At 72.5% G+C, this 22689-nt stretch carries 19 protein-coding genes; 12 read left to right on the forward strand and 7 right to left on the reverse strand.

Annotated elements, in window-relative coordinates; translation table 11 throughout:
* Positions 1-16: 16 nt before the first annotated feature.
* Complete coding sequence (locus tag QQG74_RS06070) at positions 17-2695, reverse strand: LuxR C-terminal-related transcriptional regulator (RefSeq protein WP_341719311.1); 2679 nt, start codon at positions 2693-2695, stop codon at positions 17-19.
* 200 nt (positions 2696-2895) lie between these two features.
* Here QQG74_RS06070 and QQG74_RS06075 point away from each other — a divergent pair, with 200 nt between their 5' ends.
* From QQG74_RS06075 to rdgB, 9 genes are all read left to right on the forward strand, one after another.
* Entirely contained in the window at positions 2896-4416 is a 1521-nt protein-coding gene (locus tag QQG74_RS06075) for a hypothetical protein (protein ID WP_341719312.1), read from the forward strand.
* An 88-nt stretch (positions 4417-4504) separates the two neighbouring features.
* Complete coding sequence (clpS, locus tag QQG74_RS06080; RefSeq protein ID WP_341719313.1) at positions 4505-4795, forward strand: ATP-dependent Clp protease adapter ClpS; 291 nt, start codon at positions 4505-4507, stop codon at positions 4793-4795.
* On the forward strand, positions 4771-5292 hold the full coding sequence (locus QQG74_RS06085; protein ID WP_341719314.1) for a DUF2017 domain-containing protein: 522 nt from the start codon (positions 4771-4773) through the stop codon (positions 5290-5292). The genes clpS and QQG74_RS06085 overlap by 25 nt, the downstream gene beginning before the upstream one ends.
* Positions 5293-5346: 54 nt before the next feature.
* Positions 5347-5835 carry a M67 family metallopeptidase gene (locus tag QQG74_RS06090; protein ID WP_341719315.1) on the forward strand — a complete coding sequence of 163 codons (489 nt, stop codon included), beginning with the start codon at positions 5347-5349 and terminating at the stop codon, positions 5833-5835.
* A gap of 65 nt (positions 5836-5900) precedes the next feature.
* Positions 5901-6251, forward strand: coding sequence for a MoaD family protein (locus QQG74_RS06095; RefSeq protein WP_341719316.1), 351 nt, complete (start codon positions 5901-5903; stop codon positions 6249-6251).
* A 10-nt stretch (positions 6252-6261) separates the two neighbouring features.
* Positions 6262-7227: a pyridoxal-phosphate dependent enzyme gene (locus QQG74_RS06100; protein WP_341719317.1), complete on the forward strand. Its 966-nt coding sequence runs from the start codon at positions 6262-6264 to the stop codon at positions 7225-7227.
* Between the two features lie 264 nt (positions 7228-7491).
* Complete coding sequence (locus QQG74_RS06105; RefSeq protein WP_341719318.1) at positions 7492-8238, forward strand: MBL fold metallo-hydrolase; 747 nt, start codon at positions 7492-7494, stop codon at positions 8236-8238.
* A 48-nt stretch (positions 8239-8286) separates the two neighbouring features.
* On the forward strand, positions 8287-9015 hold the full coding sequence (rph, locus tag QQG74_RS06110; protein ID WP_341719319.1) for a ribonuclease PH: 729 nt from the start codon (positions 8287-8289) through the stop codon (positions 9013-9015).
* A 165-nt stretch (positions 9016-9180) separates the two neighbouring features.
* A complete protein-coding gene (rdgB, locus tag QQG74_RS06115; RefSeq protein WP_341719320.1) occupies positions 9181-9786 on the forward strand; it encodes an RdgB/HAM1 family non-canonical purine NTP pyrophosphatase in 606 nt (201 codons plus the stop codon).
* A gap of 41 nt (positions 9787-9827) precedes the next feature.
* Here the strand turns inward: rdgB and hutH are convergent, their stop codons facing one another.
* Genes hutH through QQG74_RS06145 form a run of 6 tightly spaced genes read right to left on the reverse strand, consistent with a single transcriptional unit; the run spans position 9828 to position 17712 of the window.
* The gene (gene hutH / locus QQG74_RS06120) at positions 9828-11363 is read right to left on the reverse strand and encodes a histidine ammonia-lyase (RefSeq protein WP_341719321.1); all 1536 of its coding nucleotides are present in this window, start codon (positions 11361-11363) and stop codon (positions 9828-9830) included.
* Entirely contained in the window at positions 11360-12550 is a 1191-nt protein-coding gene (gene hutI, locus QQG74_RS06125) for an imidazolonepropionase (protein WP_341719322.1), read from the reverse strand. The genes hutH and hutI overlap by 4 nt, the downstream gene beginning before the upstream one ends.
* A 51-nt stretch (positions 12551-12601) precedes the next feature.
* On the reverse strand, positions 12602-13960 hold the full coding sequence (locus QQG74_RS06130) for a formimidoylglutamate deiminase (RefSeq protein ID WP_341719323.1): 1359 nt from the start codon (positions 13958-13960) through the stop codon (positions 12602-12604).
* Positions 13957-15174 (reverse strand): allantoate amidohydrolase, encoded by a 1218-nt coding sequence (locus QQG74_RS06135; protein WP_341719324.1) that lies wholly within the window; start codon positions 15172-15174, stop codon positions 13957-13959. The genes QQG74_RS06130 and QQG74_RS06135 overlap by 4 nt, the downstream gene beginning before the upstream one ends.
* A complete protein-coding gene (gene hutU / locus QQG74_RS06140; protein WP_341719325.1) occupies positions 15168-16850 on the reverse strand; it encodes a urocanate hydratase in 1683 nt (560 codons plus the stop codon). The genes QQG74_RS06135 and hutU overlap by 7 nt, the downstream gene beginning before the upstream one ends.
* Positions 16851-16863: 13 nt before the next feature.
* Positions 16864-17712, reverse strand: coding sequence for a MurR/RpiR family transcriptional regulator (locus QQG74_RS06145; RefSeq protein WP_341719326.1), 849 nt, complete (start codon positions 17710-17712; stop codon positions 16864-16866).
* Positions 17713-17885: 173 nt separating this feature from the next.
* Here QQG74_RS06145 and QQG74_RS06150 point away from each other — a divergent pair, with 173 nt between their 5' ends.
* The 3 genes from QQG74_RS06150 (at position 17886) to QQG74_RS06160 (ending at position 22596) form a co-directional block, all read left to right on the forward strand.
* Complete coding sequence (locus QQG74_RS06150) at positions 17886-19154, forward strand: hypothetical protein (RefSeq protein ID WP_341719327.1); 1269 nt, start codon at positions 17886-17888, stop codon at positions 19152-19154.
* A 32-nt stretch (positions 19155-19186) separates the two neighbouring features.
* Positions 19187-20473, forward strand: coding sequence for a trypsin-like peptidase domain-containing protein (locus tag QQG74_RS06155; protein ID WP_341719328.1), 1287 nt, complete (start codon positions 19187-19189; stop codon positions 20471-20473).
* 80 nt (positions 20474-20553) lie between these two features.
* Positions 20554-22596: an acyltransferase family protein gene (locus tag QQG74_RS06160; RefSeq protein ID WP_341719329.1), complete on the forward strand. Its 2043-nt coding sequence runs from the start codon at positions 20554-20556 to the stop codon at positions 22594-22596.
* Positions 22597-22689: the final 93 nt, after the last annotated feature.

Genomic DNA, 22689 nt, shown 5'->3' on the forward strand with positions numbered 1-22689 from the left:
ACCCTCAGCCTAGGGTTCACGTCGCCGTCGTGTCGTCATGGCCCGGGATCGTCCGCAGCGCCGCCCGCAGCTCCGCCCGCCCGGTCACCCCGAGCTTGCTGTAGATCCGTTGCAGGTGGTTCTCCACCGTCCGGGTGGAGAGAAAGAGCTGCTCAGCGATGGCCCGGCTGGTCTCGCCCTCCGCCGCGAGTCGGGCCACCTGCCACTCCCGGTCGCTGAGCGTCGGCGTGGCCGCTCGCAGGGCCGGGGTGTGCACGATGTCACAGCAGCCGAGCAGGCCCGCGAGCCGCTCGCTGGCCGCGGCGATCTCCGGGGAGCGGTTGCGGCGCAGCAGGTGTACGGCGGCGGCGGCAGCTTCCGCGGCGGGCAGCGCCAGCCCGAGTGCCATGAAGTTGTCGGCGGCGGCGAGCAGTTGCTCGGGTGCGCCGTCGGCCGCCGCCCGGGCGTGCCGGGCCAGCAGCGGGGGCAGTTCGCCGTCGACCTGTTCCGACAACTCCGTCAACCGCTGGGCGACCGTACGGCGGCTGCCGTCGGAGCAGGTCGGCCCGGTGAACGCGGCGGCCTGGCCCAGGCGTACCAGATCGTGCAGGGCAAGCGTCTCGTGCCCGGCGAAGCCGTCGGCGCGCAGCCGCCGGACCAGCTCGTGCAGGTGTGCCACCGCGCCGGGCAGGTCGCCGTTGGCGGCGAGCGTGGCCGCCCGGGCCTGCTCCAGCCACGGGTACAGCACGGCCATGCTCGACGCCTGGCTCTGGTCGGCCTCGGCCATCGCCTCGGCCGCCTGCCGGGCGTCACCGCGCAGCGCCGCGGCCTGGGCCCGCTCCGCCTGGGCCAGCCCGGCGTAGACCCGGCTGGTCGCCAGGATCGCGCAGGCGCCGAGCGCAGCCTGCATCGCGGTGTCGCTGCGCCCGCGCAGCCGCGCCGCGTACGCCCGCAGGATGGTCAGGTAGCCGCTGCCGAGCCGGAAGTCTCCCGCGTCGGCCAGGTCGGCGAACTCGTCGGCGACCAGGGTGTCGATGCCGGCCAGGTCGCCGGAGAGGGCCAGCCGGGTGCCCCGGGCCAGTTCCACGGCCAGTTGCAGGTACGGCATGTCCGCCCGCCAACTGGCCGCCTTCGCCTGTACCAGGTCCACCGCCGTGGCGCTGCGGCGCAGCTGTCCCTGCACGGCCTGTAGGTGGGCGATGGTGCAGCGGGCCAGCTCGCGGGCGGCCACGCTGGCCGCTGGCCGGTCCAGCACGCCCTGGGCGAGCCGGAGCGCGGTCGGTGCGTCCAGCCGGTGCAGCCGCATGATCGCCTCGAAGGCGCGGATCCGGGCCTGCGCGGCGAGGTCGGTCAGCTCGGCACCGCGCCGGGCGATCTCCTCCACCGTGGACCTCTGGCTCAACCCCCAGTAGCTGACCATGCCCCGGGCCGTCAGCCAGCGGCTGAGCCGTTCCTCGTCGTCCGTGTCGGTGGCGACCGCGTCGAGCACGCCGAGTGCCTCGGCCGGCCGGTCGGCGAACATCAGGATGGTGGCCAGCAGTTCGGCGGCGTCGAACCCGCCGCCGGCGTCGAGCGCCGCCCGGGCCAGCCGGGTCGCCAGCGGTACGTCGTAGCGCGCGAACGCCTGCCCGGCCGCGGCGATGAGCATCGAGGCGTCCTGCGCGGTGCCGGAGTCCAGTCGCCACACCGCCACCCGTAGCAGGTCCTCCCGCCGCCGCTTGCCCACACTTTCCAGCAGTTCGGCCAGGTGCGCCTGCAACCGGCGAGTCCGGCTGACCGGGCACTGCCGGCGGACCACCTCGCCGTAGAGCGGATGACCCAGTCGGACGTTCAGCCGCCGGTCGGATTGGACCATCGTGATCAGCCCGCGTTCCTCGGCGGTCTCCACGTCGGTGTCCTCGGCGACGGTGTTGAGCAGCCGCAGGCCCAGCGGCTCACCGAAGGCGACCAGCTCGACCACCGCCCGTACGCCGGAACTGAGCTGGCCGATCCGGATGTCGATCAGCTCGGTCAGGTTCGGTGCCAGCTCCAGCCGACCGGTCCAGGTCCAGAGGCCGTACCGCTCGGTCAGTTCCCGGCTGCCCTGGACGGCGTGCACCAACTCGCGCAGCAGCAACGGGTTGCCGGCGCTCAGCTGGCCCAGCCGGTCCGCCGTGCGGCCGTCGACAGGTCCATCCAGGATGGCGGCGAGCAGGCCGGCGGTCTCGGTGGGCGGCAGCGGGCTCAACTCGGCGTGCTCGACCAGGTCGTCGGTCCACAGTGCCCGGATCGGCAGCGGAAGCTGCTCGCCGTCGCGCAGCGTACCGACCACGCAGGCGTTCTCGGCGCGGGCCACCAGGTGCACGAGGGCGGCCGTGGGTGGATCCAGCAGGTGCGCGTCGTCCACGGCGAGCACGATCCGCCGCCCGGCGGCCTGCTGCTGCAACAGGTCGACGGCCCACCGCAGGATGCCCGCCGGGGACAGTCCCTGCGGCTGCTCGACCGGCAGCACCTGGACCAGGCCGCCGAAGGGCATCGCCGCCGTGGTGGCGCTGGCCGCGATCCAGCCGACCGCGTACTGGTCGCCGGGGAGAGTGTCCACACCCTCCCGGAGCAGCCGGCTCTTGCCGATGCCTGCGCTGCCGGTGAAGAAGATGCCGCGCCCGAGGTCGCCGGTCACCGCCCGATGCAGACGGTCGAGTTCCGCCCGCCGGCCCACGAAGCTCCACCGACCCATTACCGCAGCATATCGACGGAAGTGTTGCGCGGCTGGTAGCCCCGCGAGCTAAGTTGAGTAACCCGAGACTTACTGCTGAGTATCAGGAATCCCCCTTTCTCAGCGTCAAATCGCCGTACCCTTCCGGCATCCGGATGCGGTAACCGGATGTTCATCGCGGCCGGCTGCGCCGGCCGCCCTGCCTCGGAGGACGCCGTCTGATGAAGCCGGGTCCGCTGCACGACCTCGGTCCGCCCGACGATGCTGCCCGGCCGCCCGGTGCCAGGATTTTTCCGTACCGGCTCGGGGTGGCAGCCACCGGCCCGCACGAGCCGCTCGCGGTGCTCGCCGCCGGCCCGGCCGGCGCCGGCCGGGCCGGCGTGCTCGCCGCGCTGCTGGAACTCGATGTCGAGCTGCTCAGCGTGCCGACCGGCAGTTGGCTGCTGGTACGCCACGCCGCAGCGGACGCCCGGGTCGCGCATGTGCCCGGTTACCGGACGCCGCACTCGTACCGCCCGGACCAGCCCGGCGTCGGGCCGGCGTTGGCCCGGCCGCCGCGCCGGGTCGAGTTGAGCCTGTCCCGACCGCTGTTGAAGCGGTTCGACCTGGTCGACACGCCGGACATCGGAATGCTCGGGCGAGCCGGTGCCGGGGTCCTGCGCGACGCGGTGGGTCGGGCCGGCGCGTTGCTGTTCGTGGTCGCGGCGGACCGGTCGTTGAGCGGTGCCGAGTTGAACCTGCTCGCCGAGGTCGCCGGGACGGCGGTGCGGGTCTTCTTCGCGGTGACGGCGGGTGCCGGCGGTTGGGCGGTTTCGGAGGACTCGGCGGCAGCGCAGGACTCGGGGGAGTCCGGTGGCCCGGCGGTGGACGCGGTAGCGGTCACCGTCGCGGCGCACCGGGCTGCGCTGCTCGCCGCGGTGCCGGGGCTGGCCGACGCCCGGTGGTTCCCGATCATCGACGGCAACGGGGACCACCTGCGGCAGGCGCTTGTCGACTGGGCGTCCGACGAGGGGCTGCGCCGGGCCAGTTCCCAGCCGCCGGAGGTGCCCGGCGGTCGCGGCGTCCGGGTGCCGGTGCTGGCGACGCCGGGCGAATGGTCCGAGCGGCTCGACCGACAGATCCGGGTCGCAGCTCAGCGGATCCGCCAACATCTGGCACTGGACCTGGCCGACCTGCACCGGCGCACGGTGCAGCAGATCATCTTCGGGGTCGGCTGTGCCGGCCTGCCCCGCTTTCTCGACCAGGAACTGGAGGCGATGTCGCTGCTGGCCACCGCGCAGTGTGCGTACAGCGTCCGGGCGATCGTCGAGGACGTCGCCGGGCAACTGTTCGGCGCGCCCCTGCCCGAGGCCGTCCACCGGCGCATCACCGAGGCGGTCCGGTGGAGCCTGGTCCACCACCCGAGCGGGCCGGAGTTGGAGCGGGCGCTGCTGGTCACCAGCGGTGCGGGCGTGACGGGGATGACCGGAGCCGCCGCCGTCGGCGCACTCGCCGCGTATCCCGCATCGGCGCGTACCGACGTGCTTCCGCCGGTGGCGGTGGCGCTTTCCGGCGGCTGCTGGCAGCACTGGCGTACCCCGGGCCGCAACGACCCGAACGATGCCCGGGCCTGGGCCCAGCGGGCGCTGCGGGAAATCGAGCTGGGGTTGTCCCGGGAGGTGGCCCGCCGGTTCGAGGTCATCCGTCGCGCGCTGCGCACGGTGCTCACCGATGCCGCCGACCATGGCACCCTGCTCGCCTGACCGCTCGCTGCCGGGTGGCGGTGGCGATCCGGGCTGGTCCGGCGTTCCGGTTCCTCGGTTCCGCCGATCCGGTGGCACGATGGGGGGCATGGCGGCTCCGCAGGTTGCACCGGTCGAGACCCCGGACACCGATGAGGTGCCGGATCCCGACCGGCCGTGGGTGACGATCGTGTGGGATGACCCGGTCAACCTCATGACGTACGTGACTTGGGTGTTCCAGAAGCTTTTCGGCTACAGCCGGGAGAAGGCCGAGCAGCTCATGCTGGACGTGCACCACAAGGGCAAGGCGGTGGTCTCCAGCGGAGCCCGGGAGCGGATGGAGCATGACGCCTCGCAGTTGCACGCCTACGGACTATGGGCGACGGTGGACCGGTCGTGAGCATGTTCCGCCGCCGGGGTGACCGGTATGTCGCCAACTTCGCCGTCGACGAGGTGCGCGTGCTGCGCAAGGTCGCCTCCGAGGTCGTCGGTCTACTCACCGACGGCTTCGACCACACCGATCCGGTGGTGTGCCGGCTCTTTCCCGAGGCATACCCGGACGACGCGGCCGGCACCGCGGAGTTCCGCCGGTACACCGAGGGTGATCTCAAGACCGCGAAGATCGACCAGGCCGGGGCGATCCTGGCCGCGCTGCCGGACGACGGTAGCGGGGAGGTACGCCTGGACGCCGAGGCGGCCGAGGCGTGGCTGCGGGCGCTCAACGACGCCCGGCTGGCGATGGGCGTACGGCTGGAGATCAAGGACGGGACGGACCTCGGTGCCGAGCTCGACGACGCGGTGGCCGCGGACCCCACCTCCAGCCGGGTGTTCCAGCTTTCGGTCTACGCGTACCTGGGTTATCTCCAGGAGTCCCTGCTCAACGCCTTGATCGAGTGACTGTGACCAGCACCGCCTCGCGGTTGGCCGGTACTGGACGCTAGGCTTGGCGGCGTGCTGAGCATTGACCGGTCGATCGTCGACGCGATCGTCGCCCACGCTCGTCGGGACCACCCCGACGAGGCCTGCGGGGTGGTCGCCGGTCCGGTCGGCAGCGACAAGCCGACCCGGCACATCCCGATGGACAATGCCGCCCGCTCGATGACGTTCTACGAGTTCGACTCGATGGAGCAGTTGCGGGTGTGGCGCGAGATGGACGACCGGGACGAGGAACCCGTCGTCATCTACCACTCGCACACCGCCACGGAGGCATACCCGTCGCGCACGGACGTCGCCTTCGCCGGTGAACCGGGCGCGCACTACCTGCTCGTCTCCACCCGAGAGCCCGACACGGAAGAGATTCGCTCCTTCCGCATCGTGGATGGAGTGGTGACCGAGGAGCCGGTGCGGATCCTCGACGCCGGGGTGGATCCGCACGCCGTGCAGTCCTACATGTTCGGGCAGAGCCCGGCGACGGTCGACTACGAGTGTTCGGAGCGCTGAGTCCCGTTCAGCCCCGTTGCACCCTTCCCCGTCACCGAGCACAGCCGATCAAGGAATAGGACACCATGGCCATCGAGGTTCGTATCCCCACCATCCTGCGCAGCTACACCGGCGGCGCGAAGGTCGTCGAGGGCAGCGGTGACACGCTGAACGACCTGCTCACCGACCTTGACTCCCGGCACTCCGGGCTGCGTGCGCGGCTGGTCACCGAGGCCGGCGCGCTGCACCGCTTCGTCAACGTCTACGTCAACGACGAGGACGTCCGCTTCCTCGGCGCGCTGGACGCCAAGCTGAACGACGGTGACAGCGTCACCATCCTGCCCGCGGTGGCCGGCGGCGCATTCGGCTTCGCCGCCGCCGCGGCGATCGCTCAGCACCTCGCCGCGGGGCGCCGGACGCCCGTCACCGCCGGCTGAGGCGGCCGCGATGGCGCGGTACGACAGCCTGCTGGACGCCTGTGGCGGGACGCCCCTGGTGGGGTTGCCCCGACTGTCGCCGACGGTGCCCGACGGGGCACCGCCGGTGCGGCTGTGGGCGAAGCTCGAGGACCGCAACCCGACCGGCAGCATCAAGGACCGGGCGGCCATGTTCATGGTCCGGGCCGCCGAGGCGGCCGGCAAGCTCCGGCCGGGCGACACGATCCTGGAGCCGACAAGCGGTAACACCGGCATCTCCCTGGCCATGGTGGCCAAGCTGCGCGGCTACCGGCTGGTCTGCGTGATGCCGGAGAACGTCTCGGCCGAGCGGGTGCAACTGCTCCGGATGTACGGCGCGGAGATCATTTTTTCGCCGGCGGCAGGCGGCTCCAACCAGGCGGTCGCCACCGCCAAGCAGATCGCCGCCGAGCATCCGGACTGGGTGATGCTCTTCCAGTACGGCAACGAGGCGAACGCCCGGGCGCACTACGAGACGACCGGCCCGGAGCTGCTGCACGACCTGCCCACGATCACCCATTTCGTGGCCGGGCTTGGCACCACCGGCACGCTCATGGGCACCGGGCGCTACCTGCGGGAGAAGGTCGAGGGCATCCAGATCGTCGCCGCCGAGCCGCGGTACGGCGAGCTGGTCTACGGCCTGCGCAACATCGACGAGGGATACGTCCCGGAGCTGTACGACGCCACCGTGCTGACCCGACGGTTCTCCGTGGGCACCCGGGACGCGGTGCTGCGCACCCGGCAGTTGGTGGAGGTGGAGGGCCTCTTCGTCGGCTTCTCCACCGGGGCGGTGCTGCACGCGGCGCTGGCCGTGGCGCACGAGGCGGTCCGCGACGGCCGCCGCGCCGACGTGGCCTTCGTGGTCAGCGACGGCGGCTGGAAATACCTCAGCACCGGGGCGTACGGCGGCACGCTCGCCGACGCGGAGGAGGCCCTGGAGGGGCAACTCTGGGCCTGACCTGGGCAGAGTGACGGTCACGCGGGCCACCGGCGAATCGCCGGTGGCCTCGTCACGTCGGGTCGTCCTGATCAGCCACTCAGTCAACGACGTGTCGATCGGACGGGCGAAGCGGGTGTCACGTTGGTGACAACTTCCAGCAGATCATTCTTGCCCCTGTGCAGGCGGGCGTAGGCTTCCCAGCGTGGCGTACGCGTCGGTAGTGATCATCGCCGGAGCGGCGGCCGGCTGGACCACTACCTACCGTGACAGCGAGACAACTCGATGCGACTGACCGTCCTGGGCTGTGCGGGCAGCTTCCCCGGACCCGAGTCCCCCTGCTCCGCGTATCTGGTCGAGGCCGAGAACTTCCGGCTTCTGGTCGACTTCGGCGTGGGCTCGCTCTCCACCCTCCAGCGCTACGCCGGGCTGCACGCGCCGGACGCGATCCTCCTGACCCACCTGCACTGCGACCACATTCTCGACGCCGCGTCGTACGTCGTGGTGCGGCGGTACGCCCCGGACGGGCCCTATCCGCCGCTGCCGGTCTACGCGCCGGCCGGCGCACCGGACCGGCTCGCCGCAGTTTACGGACAGGAGGACAGCACCGTCGAGGACGTCTATCAGTTCTACGCGCTGCAACCCGGCACCTTCCCGATCGGCCCGTTCACCGTCACCGTCGACCGGGTGCTGCACCCGGTCGAGACGTACGGCGTCCGGCTGGAGCACGGCGGCCGGGTGCTCTGCTACTCCTCGGACACCGCCCCCTGCGAGGCGCTGGTGCGGCTGGCCCAGAACGCCGACGCCTTTCTCTGCGAGGCCAGCTACCTCGACGGGGTGGAGAACCCGCCGGACCTGCATCTGACCGGCCGGGAGGCCGGCGAGGCAGCGGCCAAGGCCGGCGTCGGGCGGCTGCTGTTGACCCATTTGGTGGACGCCTGGGGCAGCGAGGCGCAGACCGTTGCCGCCGCCACCGCCGCGTACGCCGGCCCGCTGGAAGTGGTTCGTCCGGGCGCCAGCTACGAGATCTGACCCGCCCGACCGGACCCGCCGACCGGACCACCACATAGGGTGCAGGGCATGGCGCGACCTGACGGGCGAGGGCCCGACCAACTCCGACCGGTGACCCTGACCCGTGGCTGGAGCACGCACCCGGAGGGTTCGGTGCTTGTGGAGTTCGGCCACACCCGGGTGCTCTGCACGGCGAGCGTCACCGAGGGCGTGCCCCGCTGGCGCCGGGGCTCGGGGCTGGGCTGGGTCACCGCCGAGTACGCGATGCTGCCCCGGGCCACAAACACCCGCTCCGACCGGGAGAGCGTCAAAGGTCGGGTGGGTGGACGGACCCACGAGATCTCCCGGTTGATCGGCCGGAGCCTGCGGGCCGCGATCGACCTCAAGGCGCTCGGCGAGAACTCGATCGTGCTCGACTGCGACGTGCTCCAGGCCGACGGCGGCACCCGGACCGCGGCGATCACCGGCGCGTACGTGGCCCTGCACGACGCGGTGAGCTGGCTCGCCACGCGCCGGGCCCTGGCCGGTAAGCCGGAGAACGTGATGCACCGGTCGGTGGCGGCGGTAAGCGTCGGCGTGATCGCCGGTGAGCCGCGGCTGGACCTGTGCTACGACGAGGACGTGGCCGCCGAGGTCGACATGAACGTGGTCTGCACCGGCACCGGTGACTTCGTCGAGGTGCAGGGCACCGGCGAGGCCGCTGTGTTCGCCCGCGACCAGTTGGACGCACTGCTCGATCTGGCCGTCCTCGGTTGCCTGGACCTGGCCGAAGCCCAGCGGAAGGCTCTCTCCCTGTGAGCGCGAGGAGTGAGCTTGCGAGCCCCGCAGTCGCGAACGAAAGGTAGCACTGTGAGCGCGAGGAGTGAGCTTGCGAGCCCCGCAGTCGCGGGAGCGAAAGGTAGCACTGTGAGCGCGAGGAGTGAGCTTGCGAGCCCCGCAGTCGCGAACGAAAGGTAGCTCAGAATGAACAAGGTGCTGCTCGCCACCCGGAACCGCAAGAAGCTCATCGAGCTGCAACGCATCCTCGACGGTGCCATCGGCGCACATCGGATCGCCCTGATCGGGCTGGACGACGTCGAGGCGTACCCGGAGCTGCCGGAGACCGGGTTGACCTTCGGCGAGAACGCGCTGATCAAGGCGCGGGAGGGCTGCCGGCGTACCGGGCTGCCGACGATCGCCGACGACTCCGGGCTGGCCGTGGAGGCGCTCAACGGGATGCCCGGGGTGTTCAGCGCCCGCTGGGCCGGGCGGCACGGCGACGACCAGGCCAATCTCCAGCTGGTGCTCGACCAGGTCGCCGATGTGCCGGACGAGCACCGGGGCGCCTCCTTCGTCTGCACCGTCGTGCTGGTGCTGCCCGGCGGCAAGGAGCACCTGGTCGACGGCAGGCAGGCGGGGCGGCTGCTGCGTGCCCCGCGCGGCGACGGCGGCTTCGGCTACGACCCGATCTTCCTCGGCGACGGTCAGGACCGCACAAACGCCGAGTTGACCCCCGAGGAGAAGGACGCCATCAGCCACCGTGGCAAGGCCCTGCGCGAACTGGCCGCCCTGGTCGCCAAGGTGCTCTGAGCAGCCTGGTACGGCAGGGGACGCCCGCGTACCAGGGTCCGTCAGTCGAGTTCGCCTATTTCGCGCTCGATGGCGAGCCGTAGGTCGGGGGCGCTCACCGCAGTGCGGGCGGCCTCCATCAGGGGGGCGAGGAAGACGTCCGGGCCCGGCTCGCCGGCGACCTCGCCGAGCGCGGCGATCGCGGCCCGGCCGGCCGGCGACGGGGCCAGCGGGGCCCGGAGCTGAAGTCCGCGTACGGCGGCCAGCAGCTCCACCGCGAGCAGGCTGGTCAGGTTGTCCAGGACGGTGCGCAGTTTCTTGGTGGCGGCCCAGCCCATCGAGACGTGGTCCTCCTGCATGCCGCTTGTCGGCAGCGAGTCCACCGAGGCGGGCCCGGCCAGCCGGCGGTTCTCCGCGACGATGCCGGCCGCCGTGTACTGAGCGATCATCAGCCCGGAGTTGACTCCCGCGTCGGGCGAGAGGAAGGCCGGCAGCTCCCGGGAACGGGTCACGTCGAGCAGCCGGTCGACCCGGCGTTCGGAGATCGCGCCCACCTCGGCGGCGGCGATGGCCAGGAAGTCGGCGGCGAAGCCAAGCGGCGCGCCGTGGAAGTTGCCTGTCGACTCGACCCGACCGTCGGGCAGCACCACCGGGTTGTCCACCACCGAGCGCAGCTCGCGGCCGGCCACCGTGCGGACGAAGTCCAGGGTGTCCCGGGCCGCGCCGGCCACCTGGGGTGCGCAGCGCATCGAGTACGCGTCCTGCACCGCGTGCGCCAGGTCGTCGCGGTGCGAGTCCATCACCCGGGAGTCCTGCAACAGTCGGTGGATGTTCGCCGCCGAGACGCCCTGCCCGGGGTGCGGGCGGATGGCGTGCAGCTCCGGCAGGAACGGCCGCTCCGAGCCGAGCATCGCCTCGATGGCCAGCGCGGCGGTCACGTCGGCCATGGTGAACAGGTGCGCCGCGTCGTGGATCGCCAGCAGCAGCATGCCGAGCATGCCGTCGGTGCCGTTGATCAGCGCCAGCCCCTCCTTTGCGGCCAGCTCGATCGGGGCGAGACCGGCGTCGTGCAGCGCGTCGGCGGCGGGCAGCCGGGTACCGTCCGGGCCGAGCACCCAGCCCTCGCCGAGCAGCACCAGCGCGCAGTGCGCCAGCGGTGCCAGGTCGCCGGAGGCACCAAGTGAGCCGTGCTCCGGCACCCACGGGGTGACGTCGTGGTTGAGCAGGTCCACAAGCGCGGCGGCGACAAGTGGGCGTACCCCGGACCGGCCAAGCGCGAGCGAGCGGACCCGCAGCAGCATCATCGCCCGCACCACCTCCCGGGGCATCGGGGCGCCCACCCCGGCGGCGTGCGAGCGGATCAGCGCGTGCTGCAACTCGGCCCGACGCTCGGCGGCGACGAAGGTGTTGGCGAGGGCACCGAAACCGGTGGAGACGCCGTAGACCGGCCGACCGGCCGCCTCGATGCCGTCCACGATGGACCGGCTGGTCGCCATGGCGGCCACGGTGGCCGGGTCGAGGACGACCTGCCCGGTGCCCCGGGCCACGGCGAGCACGTCGGCGGGGGAGATCCCGGTGGGCTGGATGGTGACGGTCATAGCGGAACTCCGTTGTGCAGGACCTGGCGGATCAGCGGTACCCCCGGCCGGTAGGCCAGGTGCAGATGGGAGGGGGCGTCGAGGATGATCAGGTCGGCCCGGGCGCCGGGCCGCAGCACCCCGACGTCGGTCCGGCGCAGCGCCCGCGCGCCTCCGGCGGTCGCGGCCCATACCGCCTCCGCCGGGGTCATCCGCATCTCGCGTACGGCAAGCGCGATGCAGAACGGCATCGACGAGGTGTACGACGAGCCGGGGTTGCAGTCGGTGGCCAGCGCCACGGTGACTCCGGCGTCGAGCAGCCGGCGGGCGTCCGGGTAGGGCGACCGGGTGGAGAACTCGGCGCCGGGCAGCAGGGTGGCGACGGTGGCGGTCTGGCCGTCGTCCGTCGCGGTCGACGCCAGCGCGTCGACGTCGGCGTCGGTCAGGTGGGTGCAGTGGTCCACGCTTGCCGCGCCCAACTCCACCCCGAGCCGCACGCCCGGGCCGGGGCCGAGCTGGTTGGCGTGCACCCGTACGCCCAGTCCCACGGCCTGCCCGCAGGCCAGGATCGCCCGGGTGTGGTCGGCGTCGAAGGCGCCCCGCTCGCAGAACACGTCGATCCAGCGGGCGTGTGGTGCGGCGGCGGCCAGCATCGGCCCGCACACCAGCCCGACGTAGTCGTCGGGGCGGTCGGCGTACTCGGCCGGCACCACGTGCGCGCCGAGGAAGGTGGTCTCCGCGCTGACCTCGGCGGCGATCCGCAGCGAGCGGGCCTCGTCGGTGACGGTGAGGCCGTACCCACTCTTGATCTCGATCGTGGTGCTGCCCTGGCGCAACGCCTCGGCGCGCAGCCGGCGCACGGTGGCGCGCAGCTCGCTGTCGGCGGCGGCGCGGGTGGCGCCGACGGTGGTCCGGATGCCGCCGCCGGTGTACGGCTGCCCGGCCATCCGGGCGGCGAACTCTGCGGCCCGGTCTCCGGCGAAGACCAGGTGGGCGTGGCTGTCCACGAAGCCCGGCAGTACGGCGGCACCGGCGGCGTCGATCCGCCGGTCGGCGGCCGGCGCGTCGGCGGCCGGGCCGACCCAGGCCACCTCGCCCTCCTCGACCAGCAGCGCGGCCCGTCGCCGGATGCCCAGCGGCCCGCCCTCGCCCCGGCCGGCCTCGTTGGTGACCAGCTCACCGATGTTGTCCACGAGCAGACTAGGCACGCTGCCCCCTCTTGGTGGCGACTGCGGGGCTCGCCAGCTCACTCCTCGCGCTCACGCGCTCACCGCCGCGATCGCGGCGGCCAGTTCCGCCGGTACGTCGACGGTCAGGTGCTCGCCGTCGCGCACCAGCACCCGGCCGTCCACCACGACCTGGCTGACGTCGGCCGCGCTCGCCGCGAACCAGACGCCGGCCGGGTCCACCCCGGCGGTGCGTACGCTGTCCAGCCGCACCGTGACCAGGTCGGCGCGGTCACCGACCGCGATCTGCCCGGCGTCGGTCCAGCCCAGCGCGGCGTGCCCGGCGGTGCTGGCGGCCGTCAACAGCTCGGCGGAGGTGAAGTGACCCCGCTTGCGGGTCCGCAGTCGCTCGTCCAGCTCCACCGCGCGGGCCTCCTCGAACGGGTCGATCACGGCGTGGCTGTCGCTGCCCAGGCTGAGCGGGATGCCGGCGTCGGCCAGCCGGCGCGCCGGACCGATCCCGTCGGCGAGGTCCCGTTCCGTGGTCGGGCAGAGGCAGACCCCGGTCCGGCTCTCCCCGAGCAGGCTCACGTCGCCGCTTGTCGGGTGGGTGGCGTGCACCGCAGTGGTGGACGGGCCCAGCGCGCCGTGGTCGGCGAGCAGCCGGGTCGGGGTGTGACCGTGCACCGCCCGGCAGGCGTCGTTCTCGGCGGGCTGCTCGGAGAGGTGCACGTGCAGTGGGGCGTTGCGGCCTTGCGCCCAGCCGGCGACCGTGGCGAGTTGCTCGGCCGGTACCGCGCGCACCGAGTGGATCGCCGCACCGAGCCGGGCGTGTTCGCCGTCGGGAGTGAACCCGTTGACCCGGTCCGCCCAGCGCAGCGCGTCGCCGTCACCGAAACGCCGCTGCGCTCCGGTCAGCGGCTGGCCGTCCACCGCAGCGGTCAGGTAACAGGCGTCCAGCAGAGTCAGCCGGATCCCGGCGTGCGCCGCCGCCTCGACAAGCGCCGCGCTCATCGCGTTCGGGTCGTCGTACGCGGTGCCACCCGGGCCATGGTGCAGGTAGTGGAACTCGCCGACGCAGGTGATCCCGGCCAGGGCCATCTCGGCGTAGACCGCCCGGGCCAGCGCCAGGTAGGACTCCGGGTCGAGGCGGTCGGTGACGGCGTACATCTGGTCGCGCCAGGTCCAGAAGTCGCCGCGCCCGTCGTGGGTGCGCCCGCGCAGCGCCCGGTGGAAGGCGTGCGAATGGGCGTTGGCCAGGCCGGGCAGGGTCAGCCCCGGCAACCGGACCACGTCGGCGAAGACGTCCACCCCGGCGGCCGGGCGGCCGGCCGGCGTCAACGGGGTGACCTCGGCGATCCGACCGTCGACCGTCTCGATCAGCACATCCGGGGTCGGTGCGGCCTGCCCGGGCAGCCAGGCGTACTCGGCAAGCCAACGATCGGCGGTCATCGGACGAGTTCCGCAAGCACTCGGGCCAGGGCGGTCACCCCGGCGGCGCAGTCGGCGTCGGCGGCCGACTCGGCCGGGGAGTGCGACACCCCGGTCGGGTTGCGGACGAAGAGCATCGCCGTGGGTACGTGTGCCGCGAGCACTCCCGCGTCGTGTCCGGCCCCGGTGGGCAGCACCGGCGCCGCCAGCAGTTCCGCCAGCCGGTCGGCCAGCCCGTGGTCGAACGCCACAAGCGGTGTCGCCGACTCCTCGGTAAGCGTGACCCGGGTGCCGTCCCGGCGGGCCCGTTCGGCGACCTTGGCGCGTACCGCCTCGACCAGTTTGGCGAGCGTCTCCGGTTCGGCGGCCCGGGCGTCCAGCCAGCCGGTCACCCTCGACGGGATGGCGTTCGTCGCGTTCGGCTCCACGGCCACCCGACCCACGGTGGCGTGGGCATCGCGCAGCCGGGCCTCCTTGTTGGCGGCGAGCACCGTGAAGGCGTACGTCAGCATGGGGTCGCGGCGGTCGACCATCCGGGTCGTACCGGCATGGTTGCCCTCGCCGGTGAAGTCGAAGCGCCAGCGTCCGTGCGGCCAGATCGCGCTTGCCACCGCGACCGGCGCGCCCTGGTCGACAAGCGCCCGGCCCTGCTCGACGTGCAGTTCCACGAAGGCGGCGAGCCGACCGAGCAGCGCCGGGTCGGGCCCCGCCGGCCGGCCGCCAAGGGCCTCGGCGAAGCTGACCCCGGCCGCGTCGCGCAGCGCCGCCGCGCGGTCGGCGCAGAGTTGCCCGGTGAGCAGCCGCGACCCCAGGCACGGTACGCCGAACCGGGCCCCTTCCTCCTCGACGAACGCGCCGACGACCAGGGGACGGGTCGGCGTCACCCCGGCCGCGCGCAGCTCGTCGACGGCGAGCCAGGCGCTGACGATGCCCAGCGGCCCGTCGTACGCCCCGCCGTGCGGCACCGAGTCGAAGTGGCTGCCGGTGAGCACCGCGTTTCCGGCTTCCGGGTCGCCCCACCAGGCGAACAGGTTGCCGTTGCCGTCCTCGGTGACCGGCATGCCCCGGGTGTCGGCCTGCTCCCGGAACCACTCCCGCAGCCGCAGTTCCGGCTCGGTGAGCGCGTACCGCAGGTATCCGCCGCTGTGCTCGTCGCGGCCGATCGGCGCGATCTCGTCCCAGAGCTGGCGGAACCTGTTAACAAGGGGCCCTTCCTCTACCGTAGGCGTTAGCAAGGGGCCCTTCCTTCGGTCATGGGCACGCGCACGCCGGTGCGCTCGGCGACCGTGCTCGCCGCGTCGTATCCGGCATCGACGTGCCGGATCACCCCCATCGCCGGGTCGTTGGTGAGTACCCGTTCGATCTTCTGCCCGGCCAGCGCGCTCCCGTCGGCCACGCAGACCTGCCCGGCGTGGATGGAGCGGCCGATGCCGACCCCGCCGCCGTGGTGCAGGGACACCCAGGATGCGCCACTGGCGGTGTTGACCAGCGCGTTGAGCAGCGGCCAGTCGGCGATCGCGTCGGAGCCGTCGGCCATCGCCTCGGTCTCCCGGTAGGGGCTGGCCACGCTGCCGCAGTCGAGGTGGTCCCGGCCGATCACCACGGGCGCGCTCAGCTCACCGGCGGCGACCATCTCGTTGAACCGGACGCCCGCCCGGTCGCGCTCGCCGTAGCCCAGCCAGCAGATCCGGGCCGGCAGGCCCTGGAAGGCGACCCGCTCGCCGGCCAGCCGGATCCACCGCGCCAGGGACTCGTTCTCCGGGAACAGGTCGAGGATGGCCCGGTCGGTGGCGGCGATGTCGGCCGGGTCGCCGGAGAGCGCCGCCCACCGGAACGGCCCCTTGCCCTCGCAGAACAACGGCCGGATGTACGCCGGCACGAAGCCGGGGAAGTCGAAGGCCCGCTGGTACCCGCCGAGTCTGGCCTCGCCCCGGATCGAGTTGCCGTAGTCGAAGACCTCGGCACCCGCGTCGAGGAAGCCCACCATCGCCTCGACCTGCCGGGCCATCGACGCCCGGGCCCGGTCGGTGAACTCGGCCGGCTTGGCGGTGGCGTACTGGCGGGCGTCGGCCAGCTCCACCCCCTCGGGCAGGTACGACAGCGGGTCGTGGGCGCTGGTCTGGTCGGTGACCACGTCGACAGGTACGCCCCGACGCAGCAGTTCGGGGAAGACGGTGGCGGCGTTGCCCACCACGCCGACGCTGAGCGCCCGGCGATCCCGCTTCGCGGCGAGGGTCCGCTGCACCGCGTCGTCGAGCGAGTCGGCGATCTCGTCGAGGTACCGGTCGTGCACCCGGCGTTCCAGCCGGCCGCGGTCCACGTCCACGATCAGGCAGACGCCGCCGTTCATGGTCACCGCGAGGGGCTGCGCGCCACCCATCCCACCGCAGCCGCCGGTGAGCGTCAACGTGCCGGCCAAGGTGCCGCCGAAGCGCTTCTCCGCGACGGCGGCGAAGGTCTCGTAGGTGCCCTGGAGGATGCCCTGGGTGCCGATGTAGATCCACGAGCCGGCGGTCATCTGGCCGTACATGGTCAGGCCGAGCTGCTCCAGGCGGCGGAACTCCGGCCAGCTGGCCCAGTCGCCGACCAGGTTGGAGTTGGCCAGCAGCACCCGGGGCGCCCACTCGTGGGTGCGTAGCACCCCGACCGGGCGGCCGGACTGCACAAGCATGGTCTCGTCGTCGCGCAGGTCGGTGAGCGTACGCACCAGGGCGTGGTACGACGGCCAGTCCCGGGCGGCCTTGCCGGTGCCGCCGTAGACGACCAGGTCGTCGGGGCGCTCGGCGACCTCCGGGTCGAGGTTGTTCATCAGCATCCGCAGGGCGGCCTCCTGCGGCCAGCCGCGCGCGGTGCGTCTGGTGCCCCGCGCGGCACGGACGGGGCCGGGCGCGGCCTGGATGGATTGCGTCATTGCGGGTCTCCTCCTAACCGAGGAACAACTGACGACGGGCGGCTGAGGCTTCGAACGCCTCCAACCGGCGCTGGGTTTCGGCCGGGGCGGCGTCGCAGATCGCCTGGAGCAGCACCATGGCCAGGGTCATCGGGGCGGTGTGCAGGTCGAAGACCAGTTGCGCGCCGACTGCGGCGGGCAGCACCACGTCGGCGTGCTCGGCCGCCGGGCTGACCGGCGAGTCGGTGATCGCGACCACGGTCAGCCCGGCGGTGCGGGCCTCGCAGAGCGCGTCCAGGGTCTCCCGGGGGTAGCGCGGCAGCACGAAGGCGAGCAGTGCCCGCGCCCCGGCCTCGGCGGCCTGTTCGAGGCGGTCGGCGAGCAGGCTGCCCCCGTCGTCGAGCACCCGCACGTCCGGGTGCACCTTGGCGGCGAAGTAGGCGAAGTACGCGGCCAGCGGCGCGGCGGCGCGCAGGCCGAGCACCGGCAGCGGGCGGCTGGCGGCGAGCAGTCGCCCGGTCTCGGCGATGCGCTCCCGGTCGGCGAGCTGCTCGGCCAGCCGATCCAGGTTGCCGATCTCGGCGCGTACCGCCTGCTGGACTTCGTTGCCGGCGGGGGCCGGGCCGGGCGCGGCGGCGGTCAGCTCGCGCAGCCGGCGGCGCAGCGCGGGGTAGCCGTCGTGGCCCAGGGCCACCGCGAACCGGGTGACCGACGGCTGGCTGACCCCGGCCAACTCGGCGACCTCGGCGGCGGAGAGGTAGCCGATGGCGGGAGCGTGCTGCACCAGGCAGTGCGCGATGCGGCGTTGGGTCGGGGTGAGCCGCACCCCGTCGAACAGGCCGACGACCCGCTCGGTCGGTGCCATGGCAGCTCCTTCATTCACGCCCTGACTCTATGCATAAAAACTTTCACCAGGCAAGACGTCGCAAGAATCCACAATGGAATGCCGGTGAGCTGCGACTTCGCGGTGATTACCGGGAGTGCGGGGGTCGGTGGGCCGGGTGACATACGCCGCCTCGGTAGGATCCGCACGGCGGTCGAGCAGAGGAGTTGTGCATGCAGCCGGACGGCCCCTACCGGTACACCCACCTGCTGGGCGGGTCGCCGGTCGGCAAAGCATGGGCAGCTATCGACGAGCACGGCCGGCTGGTGACCGTGGCCGTCCTGGACACCCACGTCGCGGCCACGCCGGGCTGGCGCGAGGCCTTCGCCGCGATCGCCGACAACCTGGCCCAGACCCCTGGCGGCGTACCCTTCATCTACGCGGACTTCGCAGCCGCGGCGCCCTGGGTGGCATACTCCGCCGAGGCCGGGCCGGCGGCGGAGAACCTCTTTCGCGCTCTCGGCGTCGCCTACCAGCCCGTGCCCTCCTCCGCCCCGCCGGTGTCCGGAGCACCAGTGTCGGGAACGCCGGTGTCCGGGTCTCCGGTCTCGGGGATTCCGCCGGTCTCCGGTGCGCCGGTCTCGGGGATGCCGCCGGTGTCCGGTGCGCCGGTCTCGGGGATGCCGCCGGTGTCCGGTGCGCCGCATCCGACGTCCGGGACGTCGCCAGGCGCGGCATATCCGCCCGCCGAGCAGCCGGCCGGGGGCAGCGACCCGTTCTCCTCTCCGGTGCGCCGCATAACGCCGTCAACGCCGCGGCGGCGGCCGACGGGCCGCTGGGCGGCGATCGCCGCCCTGGTGGTGGTGCTGCTCGTCGGCGTGGGTGCGGTGGTCGTCTGGGCGGGGGCCGACGAGGACGAGCCGTCCACCCCGGTCGCCGGTCCCAGTTCGCCGCTGCCGCCGGCCCCGACCTTCGCGCCGCAGTCGCCCGGCATCGAGCCACCTCAGGCGGGTGAGTGGCCGACCGAGTGGCCGAAATTCGCCCCCGGGGACCACGTGCGTACCCTGCCCAACTTGGAAGGGCTCGGCTTCGCGGTGAAGCTGCCGGCCGAGTGGGACTGTTCCCTCGGCGGCCGGGCGGAAGGCTACGTCAAGTACAACTGTGGGGCCGCGGAGCCGGGGAAGCCGCAGCTGGGCGGCGAGTTGATCGTGCGGGACTGCGCGGTGCCGTGTGACGAGGAGACCCAGGCCGCCATGCGGCAGGCCGAGGAGGCCTGGGGCCTGCAGTGGATGCGGGGTGGTGTGTTCGCCGCTTACGCCGACTCCAGCCGTTTGGAGATCGACGGTGAACGCCGGTACGGTCTCGCCGTTGTGGCGTACTGGCGCGGCGGAGAAAGTGGGCGAATCGACCATCAGCTCGTGCTGCGGATGACGTCGCCGATCGACGGTGCCGGCCGGCTGCGGCGGGTGGCCAACCACCTTCGCGACACGCTCATCTTCTGACCGCGTCACCCATCGTTTCGCTGGAGATCGACATGGCCTGTGGTAGGCCCGCCGTGCTGCTCGGCGTACTCGCGGTGGTCGCCGTGACCGGCGTCCCGGCGGTGGCGGCCCCCACCTACGTTCGGCACGAGCCGGCCATCGCGGTGGCGGCACCCGCTGCGGTCTATCTGGAGGCGACGTACACCGGCTACCTCCGTGACCCGGCGGGCAGGCTGATCAGCCGGGATCCGGTGGTGGTGACCCGCAGGTGCAGCGGCGTCGTGGTGAGTCCCGAAGGCCACGCGGTGACCACCACCGTGTGCATCCAGCCGAGCGAGGAGGTCCTGCTGGTCAACGCGCTTTACCGGCACGGTCGGGAGCTGGTGCGGCAGAACGACCTCGCAGCCGAGGAACTGGACGGCTACGTCGGCGGGCTCCTCGACTCGTCCGTCTTTACCGGTCGGAGCCGCCGCAGCGCGCCCGAACACGCCCTGGTCGGCCAGCCGGACCCGGCGATCTCTGGTAACACTGCGGCACCGGCAATCGCGGCCACCGTCACGGCGACACTCGACCCGGTCGACGGCAACGCGGCACTGGTGAAGTTGGCCCGGCCCGGCCTGCCAGCGGTCGAGATCACCGCCGCCGAGCTGAGCCCCGGTGTCCCGCTGCTGATCATGGGCTTCGGTCGGGAAGAGACGACCGACGGCTCGGAACGCTACCGGCTGCGGAACCGGGCGGTCGAGGTGATCGGACGCACCGGCACCAACCGGATCGGCGTCAGCGAACAGATCGGCCCCGACTCTCGGGGTGGCCCGGTGGTGAACGAGTCGGGTCGTCTTGTCGCGCTCCTGGACACCGACGGCTCCGCCGCCGGAGAGCCGATCCGTGACCTGATCACCGCCGCCACCCTCCGCCGGCTGCTCGAACAGGGCAACGTCGACGCCCGCCTCAGCGAGGTCGATCGGGCCTACCGGGCGGCCTTGGGCGAGTACTACCTCGGCCGGTACTCGCAGGCCGTAACCCGCTTCGACGCGGTGCTACGGCAGGACGCCGCGCACCCGGCGGCGCTGCGCTACCGCGAACGCGCGCAGGAACGCCTGGTGCGCGACGGCGACGCCACCGAGAACTCGGCAGAGTGGACGCTGTACCTGGTCTCCGCAGCCGGTGGAGCCGCCATCATCGCCGCCATCGGTCACCTGCCCCGCCTGCGCCAACGATCCGCCAGCGGCGCGGTGGCCGACGTGCCGGACACCGGGGAGTTGCGCCAGTCGATCCTCGCCAGCCCGGCGTCGGGGGCAGACCAGCCGGCACCGACGCCCGGAACGGCGGAGACACGATGACCTCGTACGGCACCAGTAGTGACCGTCCGTCGACGCGACCGGTGCCGCCGCCATCCGCGCCCGGCGGCGGCTGGGAGCCGGTGTCCGACGGACGCCCGCGCAGCGCCTTCCGGGCCGACATCGAGGGCCTGCGCGCCCTTGCCGTGCTGCTGGTCGTGCTCTGGCACGCGGACGCTCCGCTGATTTCCGGCGGCTTCGTCGGAGTGGATGTCTTCTTCGTCATCTCCGGTTACCTGATCACCCGGGGCATGCTGGCCGAGGTTCGGGAACGGGGCCGCTTGTCGCTGAGCCGGTTCTACGCCCGCCGGGCGAAGCGCCTGCTGCCCAGCGCCGGGCTGGTGCTGCTCGCCGCACTGGTGCTGGCCTACCTCTTCCTGCCCGACATCCGCTGGCGTAACACCGCCTGGGACGTGGTGACCAGTGCTTTCTACGTGGTCAACTGGCGGCTTGCCGACCAGGCGGTGGACTACCTCGCCGCCGAACAGGCGCCGAGCATCGTCCAGCACTACTGGTCGCTCGCCGTGGAGGAACAGTTCTACCTGGGCTGGCCACTGCTCCTGGTCGGTGTCGCCTGGTGGGCCCGTCGGCGGGCGTCGGCCGGGTCGCGCTTTCGCGCCGGCGCGCTCGGCGCGGTGGCCGTGGTGGGGCTGGCGTCCTTCGCCTGGTCGGTGTTCCTGGTGGAGACAGATCCCGGCCGCGCCTACTTCGTCACCACCGGACGGGTCTGGGAACTCGCGATCGGCGCGCTGCTCGCCCTCGCGCCGCTGCGGCTGCCTGGTGCCCTGGCTCCGGTCCTCGGCTGGGCCGGCGTCGGTGCCATCGCCGGCTCGGCGATGCTGCTCGACACCTCGTCGGCCTTTCCAGGGCTGCTGGCGGTGCCCGCCACCGTCGGTACGGCGCTCGTCATCGCCGCCGGGACCACCCACCGGTACGGTCCGGTAGCCTTGCTGCGCCTGCGGCCCATGCAGTTCGTCGGCGGCATCTCCTACACCCTCTACCTGTGGCACTGGCCGCTGCTCGTGGCGTTCACCGTCGGCATGGACGACCCGGGATTCACCGCACCGGCCGCCGCAGTGGCCCTGGCGGTCCTGCTCGCGTACCTGACCAGTCGGCTCGTCGAGCGACCGCTCTGGCATTCCCGGAAGCTGTCGGTACGGCCACGAGCCGCGCTCGCCGTCGGGCTGGCCTGCACCGTGCTGTCCGGGTGCGGCGGGGTGGTCTTCCAGGTCGCGACCGCGCCGGACCGGGGCGACAACCCGGCGGTGTGGGACATGCAGGGGGCAGCGGCACTCGACGTGGACGACGCCGAGCGGGCCGGTGCTCCCGTCGATCGTGCTGACCAGATCGTGCCCGACCCCCGGGTAGCCCGTGACGACCTGCCCACCATCTACGCCGACGACTGCCACGCCAGCAAGGAGGAGACCCGGGTTCGCCGGTGCACCTACGGGGGTGCCACGCCCACGGCAACCGTCGTCCTGATCGGTGACTCGCACGCCGCACAGTGGGCGCCCGCCCTCCAGGCGATCGGGCAGCGGCGGAATTGGAAACTGATCACCTACACCAAGTCCTCGTGTCCCTACCTCGACATCGTGGTGGCGGAGAGCGACAAGCCGTACCACGATTGTCGGACCTGGAACCAGGCGGTGCGCCGAGCGGTGGCCGAGGACCGTCCCGACCTGATCGTCACCAGCAGTTTCAACTATTCGGCTTATTCCGACGGTGGCGTACTATCCGGCCGGCAGAACCGGACGGCGCTGGTGGAGTCGATGCGCCGGACCTGGCGCGAACTCAGCTCGCTGGCGCCGGTCGTGGTGCTGCGCGACAGTCCGGCGCCGCGCATCGACATCGCGGACTGCGTCTCCGGCAACCGGACCCGGCTTACCGCGTGCGCGGTATCGCGCGACGAGGCCCTGGCCGGAATCGGCCCGTTGCAGGTCGAGGCGGCCCAGGGCGCGCAGGGTGTGCATCTGATCGATCTGACCGAGGCGATCTGCCCCACCGACCGCTGTGCGGCGGTGATCGGCGACGTACTCGTTTACCGGGACACCAACCATCTCACCGCGACATACGTACGGACGCTCGCGCCGCGACTTGACGAGCAGTTACCGGCGATCGCCAGGTGACGGGGGAGGCGACGTGGATGGTGTGCGCGGCGGTGTATTGACATGGCCGTGGTAAACGGTTTTATTGATACGGCTTTGTCGCTGCATGTTGCG

It is taken from the genome of Micromonospora sp. FIMYZ51, from assembly GCF_038246755.1.
Lineage (GTDB): Bacteria > Actinomycetota > Actinomycetes > Mycobacteriales > Micromonosporaceae > Micromonospora.

Bases quoted from the DNA above. Each gene is read 5' to 3' on its own strand.
- QQG74_RS06095 (WP_341719316.1), top strand. From the start codon at position 5,901: ATGGCCATCGAGGTTCGTATCCCCACCATCCTGCGCAGCTACACCGGC.
- QQG74_RS06075 (WP_341719312.1), top strand. From the start codon at position 2,896: ATGAAGCCGGGTCCGCTGCACGACCTCGGTCCGCCCGACGATGCTGCC.
- QQG74_RS06070 (WP_341719311.1), bottom strand. From the start codon at position 2,695: ATGGGTCGGTGGAGCTTCGTGGGCCGGCGGGCGGAACTCGACCGTCTG.
- QQG74_RS06130 (WP_341719323.1), bottom strand. From the start codon at position 13,960: ATGACCGCCGATCGTTGGCTTGCCGAGTACGCCTGGCTGCCCGGGCAG.
- QQG74_RS06100 (WP_341719317.1), top strand. From the start codon at position 6,262: ATGGCGCGGTACGACAGCCTGCTGGACGCCTGTGGCGGGACGCCCCTG.
- clpS (WP_341719313.1), top strand. From the start codon at position 4,505: ATGGCGGCTCCGCAGGTTGCACCGGTCGAGACCCCGGACACCGATGAG.
- hutU (WP_341719325.1), bottom strand. From the start codon at position 16,850: ATGACGCAATCCATCCAGGCCGCGCCCGGCCCCGTCCGTGCCGCGCGG.
- rph (WP_341719319.1), top strand. From the start codon at position 8,287: ATGGCGCGACCTGACGGGCGAGGGCCCGACCAACTCCGACCGGTGACC.
- rdgB (WP_341719320.1), top strand. From the start codon at position 9,181: ATGAACAAGGTGCTGCTCGCCACCCGGAACCGCAAGAAGCTCATCGAG.
- QQG74_RS06150 (WP_341719327.1), top strand. From the start codon at position 17,886: ATGCAGCCGGACGGCCCCTACCGGTACACCCACCTGCTGGGCGGGTCG.
- hutH (WP_341719321.1), bottom strand. From the start codon at position 11,363: ATGACCGTCACCATCCAGCCCACCGGGATCTCCCCCGCCGACGTGCTC.
- QQG74_RS06105 (WP_341719318.1), top strand. From the start codon at position 7,492: ATGCGACTGACCGTCCTGGGCTGTGCGGGCAGCTTCCCCGGACCCGAG.
- QQG74_RS06085 (WP_341719314.1), top strand. From the start codon at position 4,771: ATGGGCGACGGTGGACCGGTCGTGAGCATGTTCCGCCGCCGGGGTGAC.
- QQG74_RS06155 (WP_341719328.1), top strand. From the start codon at position 19,187: ATGGCCTGTGGTAGGCCCGCCGTGCTGCTCGGCGTACTCGCGGTGGTC.